At 64.6% G+C, this 15,341-nt stretch carries 13 protein-coding genes; 10 read left to right on the forward strand and 3 right to left on the reverse strand.

All coding sequences use genetic code 11. The annotated features are described in order from the left end of the window. Window positions 1-45 precede the first annotated feature (45 nt). Window positions 46-387 carry a hypothetical protein gene (locus CH262_RS15645; RefSeq protein WP_032368429.1) on the reverse strand — a complete coding sequence of 114 codons (342 nt, stop codon included), beginning with the start codon at window positions 385-387 and terminating at the stop codon, window positions 46-48. A 378-nt stretch (window positions 388-765) separates the two neighbouring features. Here CH262_RS15645 and sucB point away from each other — a divergent pair, with 378 nt between their 5' ends. From sucB to CH262_RS15670, 5 genes are all read left to right on the forward strand, one after another. Then, the gene (gene sucB / locus CH262_RS15650) at window positions 766-2,559 is read left to right on the forward strand and encodes a 2-oxoglutarate dehydrogenase, E2 component, dihydrolipoamide succinyltransferase (protein WP_032384626.1); all 1,794 of its coding nucleotides are present in this window, start codon (window positions 766-768) and stop codon (window positions 2,557-2,559) included. Between the two features lie 149 nt (window positions 2,560-2,708). Next, window positions 2,709-3,599, forward strand: coding sequence for a TIGR01777 family oxidoreductase (locus tag CH262_RS15655; RefSeq protein WP_032384625.1), 891 nt, complete (start codon window positions 2,709-2,711; stop codon window positions 3,597-3,599). A gap of 21 nt (window positions 3,600-3,620) precedes the next feature. Continuing rightward, the gene (lipB, locus tag CH262_RS15660) at window positions 3,621-4,412 is read left to right on the forward strand and encodes a lipoyl(octanoyl) transferase LipB (RefSeq protein ID WP_032370282.1); all 792 of its coding nucleotides are present in this window, start codon (window positions 3,621-3,623) and stop codon (window positions 4,410-4,412) included. 10 nt (window positions 4,413-4,422) lie between these two features. Continuing rightward, the gene (lipA, locus tag CH262_RS15665) at window positions 4,423-5,436 is read left to right on the forward strand and encodes a lipoyl synthase (protein WP_176457962.1); all 1,014 of its coding nucleotides are present in this window, start codon (window positions 4,423-4,425) and stop codon (window positions 5,434-5,436) included. Window positions 5,437-5,497: 61 nt separating this feature from the next. Continuing rightward, window positions 5,498-6,253: a DUF4191 domain-containing protein gene (locus CH262_RS15670; RefSeq protein WP_027497404.1), complete on the forward strand. Its 756-nt coding sequence runs from the start codon at window positions 5,498-5,500 to the stop codon at window positions 6,251-6,253. A gap of 36 nt (window positions 6,254-6,289) precedes the next feature. Here CH262_RS15670 and CH262_RS15675 read toward each other — a convergent pair whose 3' ends face one another. Continuing rightward, window positions 6,290-6,754: an RDD family protein gene (locus CH262_RS15675; protein ID WP_032368127.1), complete on the reverse strand. Its 465-nt coding sequence runs from the start codon at window positions 6,752-6,754 to the stop codon at window positions 6,290-6,292. 167 nt (window positions 6,755-6,921) lie between these two features. Here CH262_RS15675 and glnA point away from each other — a divergent pair, with 167 nt between their 5' ends. From glnA to CH262_RS15700, 5 genes are all read left to right on the forward strand, one after another. Further along, the gene (gene glnA / locus CH262_RS15680) at window positions 6,922-8,358 is read left to right on the forward strand and encodes a type I glutamate--ammonia ligase (protein ID WP_032368128.1); all 1,437 of its coding nucleotides are present in this window, start codon (window positions 6,922-6,924) and stop codon (window positions 8,356-8,358) included. Window positions 8,359-8,565: 207 nt separating this feature from the next. Continuing rightward, the gene (locus CH262_RS15685; RefSeq protein WP_032384624.1) at window positions 8,566-9,216 is read left to right on the forward strand and encodes an ABC transporter permease; all 651 of its coding nucleotides are present in this window, start codon (window positions 8,566-8,568) and stop codon (window positions 9,214-9,216) included. After that, entirely contained in the window at window positions 9,209-10,405 is a 1,197-nt protein-coding gene (locus CH262_RS15690; protein WP_027497408.1) for an ABC transporter ATP-binding protein, read from the forward strand. Before CH262_RS15685 ends, CH262_RS15690 begins: the two co-directional genes overlap by 8 nt. After that, window positions 10,402-11,187, forward strand: a complete 786-nt coding sequence (locus CH262_RS15695; protein WP_027497409.1) for an ABC transporter permease — start codon at window positions 10,402-10,404, stop codon at window positions 11,185-11,187. Before CH262_RS15690 ends, CH262_RS15695 begins: the two co-directional genes overlap by 4 nt. Continuing rightward, window positions 11,187-12,170 carry a glycine betaine ABC transporter substrate-binding protein gene (locus tag CH262_RS15700; protein WP_027497410.1) on the forward strand — a complete coding sequence of 328 codons (984 nt, stop codon included), beginning with the start codon at window positions 11,187-11,189 and terminating at the stop codon, window positions 12,168-12,170. Before CH262_RS15695 ends, CH262_RS15700 begins: the two co-directional genes overlap by 1 nt. On the opposite strand, the gene CH262_RS15705 is transcribed toward CH262_RS15700, so the two are convergent. Continuing rightward, window positions 12,167-15,214, reverse strand: coding sequence for a bifunctional [glutamine synthetase] adenylyltransferase/[glutamine synthetase]-adenylyl-L-tyrosine phosphorylase (locus tag CH262_RS15705; RefSeq protein WP_032384623.1), 3,048 nt, complete (start codon window positions 15,212-15,214; stop codon window positions 12,167-12,169). The genes CH262_RS15700 and CH262_RS15705 overlap by 4 nt on opposite strands. Window positions 15,215-15,341: the final 127 nt, after the last annotated feature.

Raw genomic sequence — 15,341 nt, forward strand, 5'->3', positions numbered from 1 at the left:
TCTCCCGTCCGTGCGCGAGGCCCATGCCCTCGCGCACGGACGGTGTCAGCTGTCGCGCTGCTGTTGTTCGCGCTGCCGAACGATCTTCTGCCGAGCGTCGTGATCACGCATCCGCTGCGGATAGCCCGTCTTGCGGACGTCGTACACCGGAATCTTCAGGTCCGATCCGATCTTTCGTACATATTTTTCATCGAGCGGTCGACGCGTCCACTCACCGTCGTTCGCGACCAGAACCACCGTCAGCGGCGTGACCGTCGTTTTCGGTTCCACGTAGGCCTCGACGCCGATTCGCGCCGAGGTCCAATCGGCCAGGTACTGGGCAACCGAGCCCTCGGGTGCCCGTTTCGCGCCCCCACCGCTCGACTTGAATCGATCGAACAATCCCACGCGAACTCCTCTTTCGTACGGCCGGCGAAGTCCGAGTTTCGGTGCCGGATCTTTGTTACCCACCAGTTCGACAGGCGTGTTGCACGCCCTAGGGGAACGGCGAGGCGACATCAATGGAAGGATGACATTAGAGGGTTCAGCTCTCATGATTGTGAACCAAGGCTCGTGAAGTGAGTAAGTGAGTTGCCGAGAGGGAGTGTCGACGTGGGCGCTGGATCGAGCCGAACGTGCTCGGTGAGTGTCGATCGCACCGGTGCCTCCGTCGAACCGAATCACCCAACTCTCGTCCATGAACCCTGTTCCGCCAGCACAATGGTCTGCGACCACAAGTCGTAAGAACTACATCACCCGCATACAACTGTCGAGGAGTCAACAGACATGGCCTTCTCCGTCCAGATGCCAGCTCTCGGTGAGAGTGTCACCGAGGGAACTGTCACGAGGTGGCTCAAACAAGAAGGCGACACCGTCGAAGTCGACGAGCCATTGCTCGAAGTCTCCACGGACAAGGTCGATACCGAGATCCCGTCGCCTGCTGCCGGTGTTCTCACCAAGATCGTCGCTCAGGAAGACGACACCGTCGAGATCGGTGGCGAGCTCGCTCAGATCGGTGACGCGGACGAGTCTTCCTCGTCCGACGCGCCGGCCGAGGACGCCGCTCCCGCCGAGGAGTCGGCACCGGAGGAGCCTGCCGAGGAGCCCACTCCCGCAGCCGAGCCCGAGCCGCAGGCCGAGCAGGAAGCTCCCGCAGCAAGTGCCTCTTCCAGCTCCTCCGACTCGTCCGGATCCGGCACCCCGGTGACGATGCCCGAGTTGGGTGAGTCCGTCACCGAGGGCACCGTGACGCGCTGGCTCAAGGCCGTCGGCGACGAGGTTGCAGTGGACGAGCCGCTTCTCGAGGTGTCCACGGACAAGGTCGACACCGAGATTCCGTCTCCGGTCGCAGGCACCCTGCTCGAGATCTCCGCCGAGGAAGACGACACCGTGGCCGTCGGCGGCCAGCTCGCAGTCATCGGCTCCGGCTCGCCCGCCGAGAAGGCCCCCGAGCCCGAGACAACTCCGGAGCCCGAGGCCCCGAAGGCCGAAGAGCCCAAGGAAGAGCCGAAGCCCGAGCCGAAGCAGGAAGCCCCCAAGAAGGAAGCTCCCAAGGCCGAGCCGAAGCCCGAACCGAAGCAGGAGGCTCCCAAGGCCGCTCCCGCCAAGGAATCGGCACCGTCGGGCGATTCGAGCCCGTACGTCACTCCTCTGGTACGCAAGTTGGCGTCGGACAACGACGTCGATCTGTCGTCCGTCAAGGGCACCGGCGTGGGTGGACGCATCCGCAAGCAGGACGTTCTCGCTGCAGCCGAGGCCAAGAAGGCTCCCGCTGCTCCGGCCGAGGCCGCGGCACCCGCCGCAGCGTCGAAGCCCGCAGCACCGGCGACCGCGGGAGTTCGTCCCGAGCTCGCACACCTGCGCGGCACCACGCAGAAGATCAACCGAATTCGTCAGATCACCGCGAAGAAGACGCGTGAGTCGCTGCAGACTTCTGCTCAGCTGACGCAGACCTTCGAGGTCGACGTGACGAAGATCGCCGGCCTGCGTACCAAGGCGAAGGCGAAGTTCGCCGAGAACGAGGGCGTCAACCTGACGTACCTGCCGTTCTTCGCGAAGGCGGTCGTGGAAGCGCTCAAGGCTCACCCGAACGTCAACGCCAGCATCAACGAGGACGCCAAGGAGATCACGTACCACGCCGATGTCCACCTCGGCATCGCCGTGGACACCGAGCAGGGCCTGCTCTCCCCCGTCATCCACAACGCCGGCGACCTGTCGCTGGCCGGACTCGCGCGGGCGATCAACGACATCGCCACCCGCGCACGTTCGGGTGGACTCAAGCCCGACGAGCTGTCCGGTGGCACGTTCACGATCACCAACATCGGCAGCCAGGGCGCGCTGTTCGACACCCCGATCCTGGTTCCGCCGCAGGCGGCCATGCTGGGTACGGGTGCGATCGTCAAGCGTCCCGTCGTCGTCAAGGACGACTCGGGCAACGAGTCGATCGGTGTTCGCTCGATGTGCTACCTGCCGCTCACCTACGACCACCGGTTGGTGGACGGAGCCGACGCAGGACGCTTCCTGACGACGATCAAGCAGCGTCTCGAAGTGGCATCGTTCGAGGCCGATCTGGGTCTGTAGACAACCGGCGAGTGTCGCGCCACGTATTCTCGTAGTAGCGCGAAACATTCGCATCGGGGTCTCGTTCACCAGGGGCACGGACAGAGCATCCGGGGCATCATTCGTTCGCGAATGGTGCCCCGGAGTGCGTCAAGGAGGCTTTCGTTCACATGCGCGTAGTCATTGCAGGTTCATCAGGCTTGATCGGCACAGCTCTCGTTGCAGCTCTGCGCGGCCGCAGCCACGACGTCACCAGACTGGTCAGACGTTCACCGGCGGGACCGGACGAGTCGCAGTGGGACCCGTCGCACGGCAATATCGACCCCGCTGTGCTCGCCGGTGCCGATGCAGTCGTCAACCTGTGTGGTGTCGGTATCGGCGACAAAAGATGGTCCGGTGCGTACAAACAACTGGTCCGCGACAGTCGCATAGCGCCCACCGAGGTGATCGCGTCGGCTGCGGCCGACGCGGGTGTCCCCACCCTGATCAATGCCAGCGGCGTCAATTTCTACGGTGACACCGGCGACCGCGTGGTCGACGAGACCGCTCCGGTAGGAGACGGATTTCTGGCCGAGGTGTGCCGCGATTGGGAGAACGCCACGGCTGCGGCGTCGGAGGCCGGTGTTCGCACGATTCTGTTGCGCAGCGGTGTGGTGCTGTCGCAGCGCGGCGGCATGCTGGGCAAGCTGCGCCCGCTGTACCTGTTCGCGCTCGGTGGTCGATTGGGCAGTGGCCGACAGTACTTCCCGTGGATTTCGTTGGAAGACGAAATCGGCGCCATCGTGCACGGTATCGAGAACGACTCGCTGCGCGGACCGGTCAACATGGTGGGGCCGACTCCGGTGACCAACGCCCAGTTCAACAGCGCGATGTCCCGAGCGGTGCATCGTCCGGCCCCGTGGGTGGTGCCAGGATTCGCCCTGAAAGCGGTCATCGGTGAATTTGCCGAGGAGGCGATCCTGACCGGGCCGCGAGCCATTCCCAAGGCACTCGAGGACGCCGGCTACACCTTCGAGCACAACACTGTGGGCGAAGCACTGCGGGTGGCTGTCGGCTCATGACCCGGCGTAGCGTCTCGGTTCATGAGTGACGTGAACGCCCCGTCGATTCCGGCCACCGGCACCGACTCGGCCCGGGCCAGCAGCGAACCGGTCGTCGTACGAGAGCTGGGCACCGTCGAGTACACCCAGGCGTGGGCTCTCCAGCGGGAACTGGCCGACGCCCGCGCCGACAATCGGGGCCCGGATACGTTGCTGTTGCTCGAGCACCCTTCCGTGTACACCGCGGGGCGGCGCACCTCGGAAGAAGACATGCCGCGCGACGGTACCCCTGTGGTCGAGGTGGACCGCGGCGGCAAGATCACCTGGCACGGGCCGGGTCAACTGGTCGGCTACCCCATCGTCGCGCTTGCACAGCCCATCGACGTCGTCAAGTACGTCCGCCGGATCGAGGAAGCGCTGATTTCCGTGGTGTCCGATCACGGCATCGCGTGCGGGCGGGTGGACGGCAGGTCCGGGGTGTGGCTCGCGTCCGAGGTTCGCGACGGCGTGCTTCTACCCGAACGCAAGATCGCGGCCATCGGCGTGCGAGTTCAGCGCGGCGTGACCCTGCACGGCTTCTCCCTCAACTGCAATTCGGCGATGACGGGTTTCGACGCGATCGTGCCGTGCGGAATCGCCGACGCCGGTGTGACGTCGCTGTCGCTCGAGCTGGGGCGAGACGTCCCGGTCGCCGAGGTACTCGAGTCGGTCACGACGGCAGTTCTGGCCGCGTTGGACGGATCGATGCCGGTCAGAGAGCACGAGCTCGAGCACCCGGAGATCACCACCGCGACGGTGAACCCGCAATTCACGACGGTTCGGTTCGGCGCGTAGCATTGCTGGCGTGACTGTGGCCCCAGAAGGACGCAAGCTGCTCCGCCTCGAGATCCGAAACGCGGAGACCCCCATCGAACGCAAACCCAGCTGGATCAAGACCAAAGCCAAGATGGGCCCGGAATACACCGAGCTCAAAGGTCTTGTGAAGCGTGAGGGTCTGCACACGGTGTGCGAGGAAGCCGGCTGCCCGAATATCTACGAATGCTGGGAAGATCGCGAGGCGACCTTCCTCATCGGCGGCGAACAATGCACCCGTCGATGCGATTTCTGCCAGATCGATACCGGCAAGCCCGAGGATCTCGATCGCGACGAGCCTCGCCGCGTGGCGGAGAGTGTGCAGGCCATGGGCCTTCGCTACTCCACGATCACCGGAGTCGCCCGCGACGACCTCGAAGACGGTGGTGCGTGGCTCTACGCAGAGACCGTCCGGTACATCAAGAAGCTCAACCCCAACACCGGCGTCGAGCTGCTGATCCCCGACTTCAACGCCAAGCCCGATCAGCTGGCCGAGGTGTTCTCCTCCCGCCCGGAGGTGTTGGCCCACAACGTCGAGACCGTGCCGCGCATCTTCAAGCGGATCCGTCCCGCATTCCGGTACCAGCGGTCGATGGACGTCATCACCGCAGCGCGTGACGACGGTCTGGTCACCAAGTCGAATCTCATTCTCGGCATGGGCGAGACTCCCGAGGAAGTCCAGGAAGCGATTCGCGACCTGCACGAGGCGGGCTGCGACATTCTGACGATCACCCAGTACTTGCGACCGTCACCGCGGCACCACCCCGTCGAGCGGTGGGTCAAGCCGGAGGAGTTCGTCGAGCACTCCGACTACGCCACCGAGGTCGGGTTCGCCGGCGTGCTGGCCGGCCCGTTGGTCCGCTCCTCGTACCGCGCTGGACGCCTCTACGCGCAGGCCATGGCACACCACGGTCGCGAACTGCCCGAGAGCATGAGCCACCTCACCGACGGCGGCGAAGCTTCTCAGGAGGCCAGCTCGTTGATGGCTCGGCTGGCTCCTCGCTGATCGATCCACTCGACGCGGCGCGATGCACGTGAGCGTCGGCACAGGCCGTATCCTGTGAGGTATGGCGAACGGCAGTAAAGCTGGCAAAGCGGCAAAGCCCAGCAAGGAAGCAAAGGCGGCTGCCAAGGCAGCCCGCAAGCAGGCATCGAAGGAACGGCGCAGCCAGTTGTGGCAGGCGTTCCAGATGCAGCGTAAGGACGACAAGGCTCTCCTTCCGCTGATGATCGGAGCGGTGGTCGGTCTCGGGCTGATCGGCTTCCTGATCGGTCTGGCCTTCGGCTTCCAGTGGTTCCTTCTCCCCATCGGTCTCCTGCTGGGCGTGCTGGTCGCGTTCATCATCTTCGGCCGGCGGGTTCAGAAGTCCGTGTACAAGAAGGCCGACGGTCAGGCCGGTGCTGCGGCGTGGGCCCTGGATAATCTTCAGGGATCGTGGCGTGTCACCAATGCCATCGCAGGCACCACTCATCTCGACGCAGTGCACCGGGTGATCGGGAAGCCCGGAGTGATTCTCGTTGCCGAGGGTGCCCCGCAGCGTGTGAAGACCCTGCTGGCCCAGGAGAAGAAGAAGACCGCCCGGCTGGTGGGCGATACTCCGATCTACGACATCATCGTCGGCAACGGGGAGAACCAGATTCCACTGTCGGGTCTGCAGAAGTACCTGTCGAAGCTGCCGAAGAACATCGACGGCAAGCGGATGGACACCATCGAGTCCCGGCTGGCCGCGTTGGGCACCAAGGGTGGCCCGGCAATGCCCAAGGGACCGATTCCCGGTGGGGCCAAGATGAAGGGCGTTCAGCGGACCATGAAGCGTCGCTGACCGTATTTCGACCGACAGCCCTGGTGCGTCGACCCCTCAGCGGGTCCGCAGCAGGGCTGTTCCCGTTGCGCGGTCGTGCATTCCCCGGCCGTCCATGTCGGTGATCACGGCCGGGACGACGAACAGCAGAATGAGCTGCCGCACCAATGCCCGGACGAAGCCGACTCGTGCATGGGCGTCGATGCGTCCCACCTGCACTCCCACGATGAACTGCCCCGGGGTGAACGAGAACAGCGAGACGCTCGCGATTCCTACGACGAACCACACGGCCAGCACGATCGTCGAGATCAGTCCGCTGGTGGTGTAACCGCCGAGAATCAGCGACGCAACGCCGGTGGCCATCGTCCAGTCCAGCAGCAACGCCAGGACTCTACGACCGGTTCCGGCGAGTGCGCCGACGCCCTGCGCGGGCAGACCGAGTTGTTCCCCACGGAAGTTCTGCGGCGGTCGTGGGTTCGCGGCCGCCGGTCCGGACAACCAGGACCCTGTCATTCGTGCCATGATTCCCAGGATAGGCGCGGTCGGGCACGCGGAAAAACGGGTGGACGTACTGTTGTTCGTGCCAACCGTGAACCACGACGTGTAACACGGGCGAAACACGAGCTTGACGGGCGGGCAACACCGAGTCCATACCGTCAGTTCGACGGACTCAACTAAGGAGCAAAAGCGTGGCGTTTTCCACGGCCCAAGAGGTCATCAAGTTCATCGCAGATGAAGGAATCGAATACGTCGACATCCGGTTCACCGATCTGCCGGGTGCGCAGCAGCACTTCTCCATTGCTGCCAAGGCGTTCACGGCCGACACCCTGGAAGACGGCCTCGCGTTCGACGGCTCGTCCGTCCGCGGCTTCCAGTCGATCCACGAGTCCGACATGATCCTGCTGCCGGACTACGCCACCGCTCAGGTCGACCCGTTCCGCAACGCCAAGACGCTGAACATCGACTTCTTCGTCCACGACCCGTTCACGCGTGAGGCCTACAGCCGCGATCCGCGCAACGTTGCTCGTAAGGCCGAGGAGTACTTGGCCAGCACCGGCATCGCCGACACCGCGTACTTCGGTGCCGAGGCCGAGTTCTACATCTTCGATTCGGTTCGCTTCGATTCACAGGCCAACGGTGCGTTCTACGAGGTCGACTCGTCCTCGGGTTGGTGGAACACCGGAGCCGAGACCGAGGCCGATGGCAGCCCCAACCTCGGCTACAAGGTTCGCTTCAAGGGCGGCTACTTCCCCGTCGCGCCGTACGACCACTACGTAGACCTGCGCGACCAGATCTCGACCAACCTGCAGAACGCAGGCTTCGAGCTCGAGCGTGCCCACCACGAGGTCGGCACCGGCGGTCAGCAGGAGATCAACTACAAGTTCAACACGCTGCTCCGCGCGGCGGACGATCTGCAGCTGTTCAAGTACATCGTCAAGAACACCGCCTGGCAGAACGGCAAGTCGGCAACCTTCATGCCGAAGCCACTGTTCGGCGACAACGGCTCGGGCATGCACGTGCACCAGTCGCTGTGGAAGGACGGTAAGCCCCTCTTCCACGACGAGGCCGGATACGCCGGACTGTCCGATCTGGCACGTCACTACATCGGCGGCATTCTGCACCACGCTCCGTCGCTGTTGGCCTTCACGAACCCGACGATCAACTCGTACCACCGCCTGGTGCCGGGCTACGAAGCCCCCATCAACCTGGTCTACAGCCAGCGAAACCGCTCTGCGGCAGTGCGTATCCCGATCACCGGTAACAACCCGAAGGCCAAGCGCCTCGAGTTCCGCGCGCCGGACTCCTCGGGCAACCCGTACCTGAACTTCGCCGCTCAGATGATGGCGGGCCTGGACGGAATCAAGAACAAGATCGAGCCGATGGCTCCGGTCGACAAGGACCTCTACGAGTTGCCGCCCGAGGAAGCCAAGAACATTCCTCAGGCACCCACCTCGCTCAACGCGGTCATCGACCGTCTCGAGGCCGACCACGACTACCTCACCGAGGGTGGCGTCTTCACCACCGACCTCATCGAGACGTGGATCTCGCTCAAGCGTGAGCAGGAGATCGCTCCGGTCAACCTGCGTCCGCACCCGTACGAGTTCTCGCTCTACTACGACGTGTGAGTTCTCGGGTCATCTTTCGTCGGTGACCCGTCGATAGTCCACGAACGCCCGACCGGGCTGACCCGGTCGGGCGTTCGCGGTTCGAATGGGCTTGTCGCCGAAGCCATTTCGTCGTTTCGCTGCAAAAGGGTTCACCTGACGTTTGAATGGGTAACGACGGGGTACAGAAAAGCATCCGCGCTCAGCCGAACAGAGGACTACAACTGCATGGACGCTCTGTGGGACTTCATTGTCGGGCGGCGAAGGCAGTTGGCGATCGATTCGTATCTCCACGTGTCGGCCGTCATTCAATGTGTCGTCGTTGCAACCGTCATCGGGGTGGCGATCGGTGTGCTCGTGTACCGAAGCCCTGCGGGCTCCGCAGTCGCGACGGCCCTGGCGAGTACGGTTCTCACCATCCCGTCGTTCGCACTGCTCGGAGTTCTCATTCCGGTGCTGGGTCTGGGCGTCAAACCCACTGTGACAGCACTTGTTCTGTACTCGCTTCTCCCCATCATCCGCAACACCGTGGTGGGCTTGGCAGCCGTCGATCCGGCCGTTGCCGACGCGGCTCGCGGAATCGGAATGAGCCGCGCTCTGGTGTTGCGCCGCATCGAGATCCCACTCGCGTGGCCGTCGATCCTCACCGGCATGCGCGTCAGTACGCAGATGGCCATGGGCATTCTCGCCATCGCCGCGTACGCCAAGGGTCCCGGACTCGGCAACCTCCTCTTCTCGGGCCTCGCCCGCGTGGGTAGCCCCACAGCTCTACCGCAGGCTCTGACCGGCACTGTCCTGATCGTCCTGCTGGCGTTGATCCTCGATGGGATCTACGTGTTGATCGGCAAACTGACCACCTCGAGGGGTATCCGTGAGTGACTCGACCCGTACATCGAATGTCTCCGGCGCGGAAATCGTGCTCGAGAACGTGACCAAGAGCTACCCGGGGCAGAAGCTCGCTGCCGTCGACAACGTGTCGATGACCATCCCCGCGGGCGAGGTCGTCGTACTCGTCGGGCCGTCCGGTTGCGGCAAGACGACGACGATGCGCATGATCAACCGTCTGATCGAGCCGACATCGGGCCGCATCACGATCGGTGGCAAGGACGCACTGTCGATCGATCCGAACGAGTTGCGCCGCACCATCGGTTATTCCATTCAGCAGGCAGGCCTGTTCCCGCACATGACGATTGCGCAGAACGTCGGGATGGTGCCGGGTCTCATCGGGTGGAACAAGAAGCGAATCGACGACCGCACGGACGAGATGCTGGACCTCGTCGGCCTCGATCCGGCGGTCTATCGCCAGCGTTATCCGCGGCAGCTCTCCGGCGGTCAGCAGCAACGCGTCGGAGTCGCACGCGCTCTTGCCGCCGATCCCCCGGTGCTGTTGATGGACGAACCGTTCGGTGCCGTCGACCCCATCACCCGCGGGTTGCTGCAGGACGAATTGATGCGTCTGCAAGCAGAATTGGGCAAGACCATCGTTTTCGTCACGCACGATTTCGACGAGGCGGTCAAGCTCGGTGACCGCATCGCCGTGCTCGGTAACCAGTCCACGATCCTCCAGTACGACACCCCCGAGGCGGTGCTCGCCAACCCGGCCGACGACACCGTGGCCGGGTTCGTCGGAGCCGGAGCCGCGTTGAAGCAGCTGACGTTGATGCGAGTACGCGACATCGAGCTGTCCGACGTGCCGGTGTTCGGCGAGGACGACTCGGTGGAGTCGATGAACTCCGCGCTGGGATCGGATCCCGAAGCCTGGGGAATCATCGTCGATTCCCGTAGACGCCCGATTCGGTGGACGGATCGACGCCACCTCGCGGGTGTGGGGAGCCTCCGTGACGTCGGGGTGCCGATGGGAGAACTGGTGTCGACCCAGTCGACCCTGCAGGATGCTCTGGAAGCTCTACTGTCCGAGGGCAATGCGACGGCGACCGTCACCGGCAATCGCGGCGAGTACGTCGGCACCGTGACCATCGACGTGCTGATCGACACCATCAAGTCGTTGCGGTCGCAACACGCGAACGATCACGACGAGCCGCGCGAAGCTGCTGGGACTCCGTCGTGACGACACTCGCCGATACCGGCGACGAGACCAAGGACGCCGCGCGTACTGCCAAGCGCGCCGAGCGAATTCGTCTTCTCATCCAGCCGGCCCTGGTGCTGGTGATCGTGGCGATTCTGTTGGTCTACGCGTTGACCAGAGACCTCACCGCGACGCAGGCCGAGACGATCAACATCAGCACGATCTCCACCAGGGTTCTCGAACATGTGCTGATCACCTTCGTCGTCACCGCGTTGGTGCTCGTCATCGCCGTGCCTCTGGGAATTCTGTTGACTCGCAACGGGTATCGCAAGGCTGCACCACTGTTCATCGGTATCGCGAACATCGGGCAGGCCGCACCGGCCGTCGGCTTGCTGGTGTTGTTGTTCCTGTGGACGGGCGCAACGGGTTTCTGGACCGGCGTTCTCCCGATCGCGTTCTATTCGTTGCTCCCCGTTCTGCGCAACACCATGTTGGGCTTTCAGACAGTCGAGCCGAACTACATCGATGCCGCTCGCGGACAGGGCATGTCGAACATGGGCATTCTGCGCCGCATCGAATTTCCGCTCGCGGTGCCGTTCATCCTGGCGGGTCTGCGCACCTCGCTCGTGCTCGCCGTCGGCACCGCAACTCTGAGCTTTCTCGTCGGAGCAGGCGGGCTCGGCGTGCTGATCGACACCGGCTACAAGCTCAACCAACCACTCATTCTCGTCGTGGGTGCCGTTCTCGCGGTGGCACTCGCGCTGCTGGTGGATTGGCTGGGCGCACTCGCCGAGGCCTACCTCGGACCGAAAGGACTCCGCTGATGCGGCGCACCACCCGACGACTCGCAGCGCTGTGCGCCACCACCGTTCTCGCGCTGACGGGGTGCGGATTGCAGTCCGGCGGCGCGATGCCGTTGTCGGTCGAGGCCGGCAGCATCACTCCGCTCGAGGGGCTCGAAGGTGCCGAGTTCACCGTCGGATCGAAGGACTTCACCGAGCAGATCATCCTCGGCTACATCCTCGAATTCGCGCTGAGCGCAGCCGGTGCCGACGTTCGAGACCTCACCAACATCGTCGGCTCGCAGAGCGTTCGACTCGCGATGCAGAACGGCCAGGTGGACCTCGCCTACGAATACACCGGAACCGGATGGATCAACTACCTGGGCAACGAGAAGCCCATTCCCGATGCCACGGAACAATTCGAGGCAGTGCGCGACGCCGACAAGGCCAACGGCATCGACTGGGTCAATCCCGCGCCGATGGACAACACCTACGCGCTGGCCATGAATCAGCAGGTTGCGCAGGAGACCGGTGTGCGCACGCTGTCGGACTACGCCGCTCTGGTGAACCGAGATCCTGCCGCCGCATCGCTGTGCGTCGAGACCGAGTTCAACAGTCGCCAGGACGGACTCCCCGGCCTCGCCGCCACCTACGGTTTCGATGCCAACGCCATCTCGGTGCAGATTCTGCAGACCGGCGTCATCTACCAGGCAACCGCGGACGGTTCGCAGTGCCGATTCGGTGAGGTGTTCACCACCGACGGCCGAATCAAGGGCCTGAACCTGACCGTGGTCGAGGACGACAAGGCGTTCTTCCCGCGATACAACGCGACTGTCGTCGTGCGGCAGGAGATCGCCGATCGCTATCCGGAGATAGCCGAGGTCACCGCGCCCATTTCCGCTGCGCTCACCAACGAAGCGATCTCGGAGTTGAACAAGCAGGTCGACATCGACGGCCGGGAACCCGCGGACGTAGCTCGTGACTGGATGGTCGAGCAGGGCTTCGTCACCGCGGGCAGCGACTAGAGCCCGCCGAACGTCCTCTCCACGACCGCCTTCGCTCGACGCGTGACGCGCAGGTAATTGTCGAGGAACGCCCCGGCGTCGCCGTTCTCCCACCCCGCCACCTGTGCGACGGCGGACAGGACGGCGCCCGGTCTCGGCAGTTGGTCGGTCGGCTTACCGCGAACCAGGACGAGGGCGTTGCGCGCTTTCGTCGCCAGGATCCACGCTTCGCGCAGCAGCTCGATGTCGGTCTCACTCATCAGCTCGGCTGCGCCGATCGCGTCGAGGGATTGCAGCGTCGAGGTGTTGTGCAGTGACTGGACCTTGTGTGCGTAACGGAGCTGGATGAGCTGTACGGTCCACTCGATGTCCGCCAGTCCCCCACGTCCGAGCTTGGTGTGAGTGGCCGGGTCGGCTCCCTTGGGGAGACGCTCGGAGTCGATCCGCGCCTTGATACGCCGAATTTCACGGACGGCGTCGGCCGACACTCCACCCTCGGGGTAGCGAACCTTGTCGGCCATCAGCAGGAAGCGGATGCCCAGGTCCTGATCTCCCGCCACCTGATGCGCACGCAGCAGAGCTTGTACCTCCCAGGCCTGAGCCCACTGGGCGTAGTACGCGGCGTAGGACGACAGCGTGCGCACCACCGGGCCGTTGCGACCTTCCGGGCGCAGGCCGGTGTCGACTTCGAGCGGAGGGTCCGTGCTCGGCGCGCCGAGCAGTTTGCGGATGCGATCGGCAATGGTGTTGGCCCACTTGACCGCAACGGTCTCGTCGACGCCGTCCACCGGTTCGCAGACGAACAGCACGTCGGCGTCGCTTCCGTAGCCGAGTTCGCCGCCGCCCAGGCGTCCCATACCGATGACGGCCAAGGTTGCCGGTGCCGGTTCGCCGCGCTCGGTTTCGCTGGCTCTGATGGCAGCGGCCAGAGCGGCATTGATCACGGCGGCCCACACCGACGACAGCGCCCGACACACCTGAGGTACGTCGAGCATGCCGAGGATGTCTGCCGACGCCACCCGTGCCAGCTCGTGACGCCGCAGCGCCCTCGCCGCGTTGATCGCTCGCACCGGATCCTCGTACCGAGCCGAGGACGACAGGATGGCGCGGTAGGTCTCCTCCGGCTCGACGTCGAGTAGACGCGGGCCGGTGGGGCCGTCGGCGAACAAGCGAATGACCTCGGGGGCCTTGATCAGCAGATCCGGCACATAGGCCGAGGATCCGAGCACGATCATCAGCCGTTGCGCCACTGCGCCTTCGTCGCGAAGTACCCGCAGGAACCACGTCTGCTCCCCTGCCGACTCCGAGAGCCGGCGGTAATTGAGCAGTCCCGCATCTGGGTCGGGGGTGTCTGCGAGCCATTCGAGCAGGGTCGGCAGCAGCACGGCCTGAATTTGACCGCGGCGAGTACCGGAACCGACCAGCGCTCGCAGGTGGCCCAACGCATTCTGCGGCGTCGCATATCCCAGCGCGGCAAGCTGACGCGTCGCCGCGTCGGGGGTCAAACGCACTGTCTCCGAGTCGAACTTGACCACCGAGTCGAGCAACGGCCGGTAGAAGAGCTTCGCGTGCAGCCGACGGATGCGCTGCGCGTTGCGCTTGATCTCGGCGTTCAGCACACCGAGCGCATCACGGTTACCGTCGGGGCGCATGTGCGCGGAACGCGCGAGCCACCGCAGACCTTCCTCGTCGTCCGGTGGAGGCAGGGTGTGTGTTCTCCGCATTCTCTGCATCTGCAGGCGATGCTCGATGAGTCGCAGGAATTCGTAGGACGCGGTCAGATTCGCGGCGTCGTCGCGGCCGACGTACCCGCCCTCGGTCAGAGCCGTCAGGGCATCGGTCGTGCCCAGTACGCGCAACGACTCGTCGGTGCGGCCGTGCACCAATTGCAGGAGCTGGACGGCGAATTCGACGTCGCGCAGACTGCCGCGTCCGAGTTTGATCTCCCGTTCGCGCAGCTCGGTCGGCACCATCTCCTCGACCCGTCGCCGCATCGCGCGGACCTCGGGCACGAAGTCCTCGCGCTGACTGGCCAGCCACACCATCGGATTGACGGCATCGACGTAATCGTTGCCGAGGGCGATATCGCCGGTCATCGGCCGAGCCTTGAGCAGGGCCTGGAACTCCCAGGTCTTGGCCCAGCGCTTGTAGTAGGCCACGTGCGAGTCGAGCGTGCGAACCAGCTCGCCGCGCTTACCTTCGGGGCGAAGCGCAGCGTCGACCTCGAAGAACGCCGAGGACCCGATGCGCATCATCTCGCCGGCGATCCGACTCGCCTGTGAGTCCGCCGGCTCGGCGACGAACACGACATCGACGTCCGAGACGTAATTGAGTTCGCGCGCACCGCATTTGCCCATGGCAATGACGGCCAGCCGCGTCGGACACGGGGCATCGGGACACACGGTCGCCACCGCCACCGCCAGAGCCGCAGTGAGCGCCGCATCCGCCATGTCGGACAGTTGGGCTCCCACCACCGTGTACGGCAGGACCGGTTCGTTCTCGACGGTCGCGGCGAGGTCGTAGGCGGCCAACACCATGATCTGGTCGCGGTACTTCTTGCGCAGGGCGATCACGGCGGGCGGGCCGGTGACGGACGCCCGGTACAGATCGGGTGCGGCATTGGGCCCGGTCTCCGGCTCGGCCCCGACGGCCTCGAGCAGTTCCGCGACCAGCGTTGCCTTGCTGGGCAACTGGATCTTCGCCGAGACACCGCTGCTCTGACCTTCCGCGGTCAGTAACAACCGCCAGGTGGTGTCGTCGGCAACGAGGTGGTCGGCGAGCGCACTGGACGCGCCGACGAGTCCCAGGAGGCGGCCGCGGAATCCCTTGTCGTTACGCAGTGCGGTGTCGAATTCGGCCCAGCCACTGCCGAGCATCTCGTACATGCGCACCAGCGTGCGCAGTGCGAGATCGGCGTTGGGGGCACGCGAGAGCGACCACAGCAGCTCCAGACTCTCTTCGCCCGTCCAGCCCAGGGTGCGCAGATCGGACGGCGCAGTCTCCTCGACGAGACCGAGGCGGCCAGGTCCGGGTACGACCGACCTGGAAGTGGGAGGACGCACCATCAGAATCCACCTCGGGGTGCCACAGATATACCTCGTCGTCAGTAATGCGACGCGAGGGTGCCCACGCCGGCATCGAACCTACATTCGGGATCGACTAGAACGTAGCCCATGGCAGCGGTGGGTTGTT

The organism is Rhodococcus sp. 05-2255-1e, assembly GCF_002259025.1.
Classification (GTDB): Bacteria; Actinomycetota; Actinomycetes; order Mycobacteriales; family Mycobacteriaceae; genus Rhodococcoides; species Rhodococcoides fascians.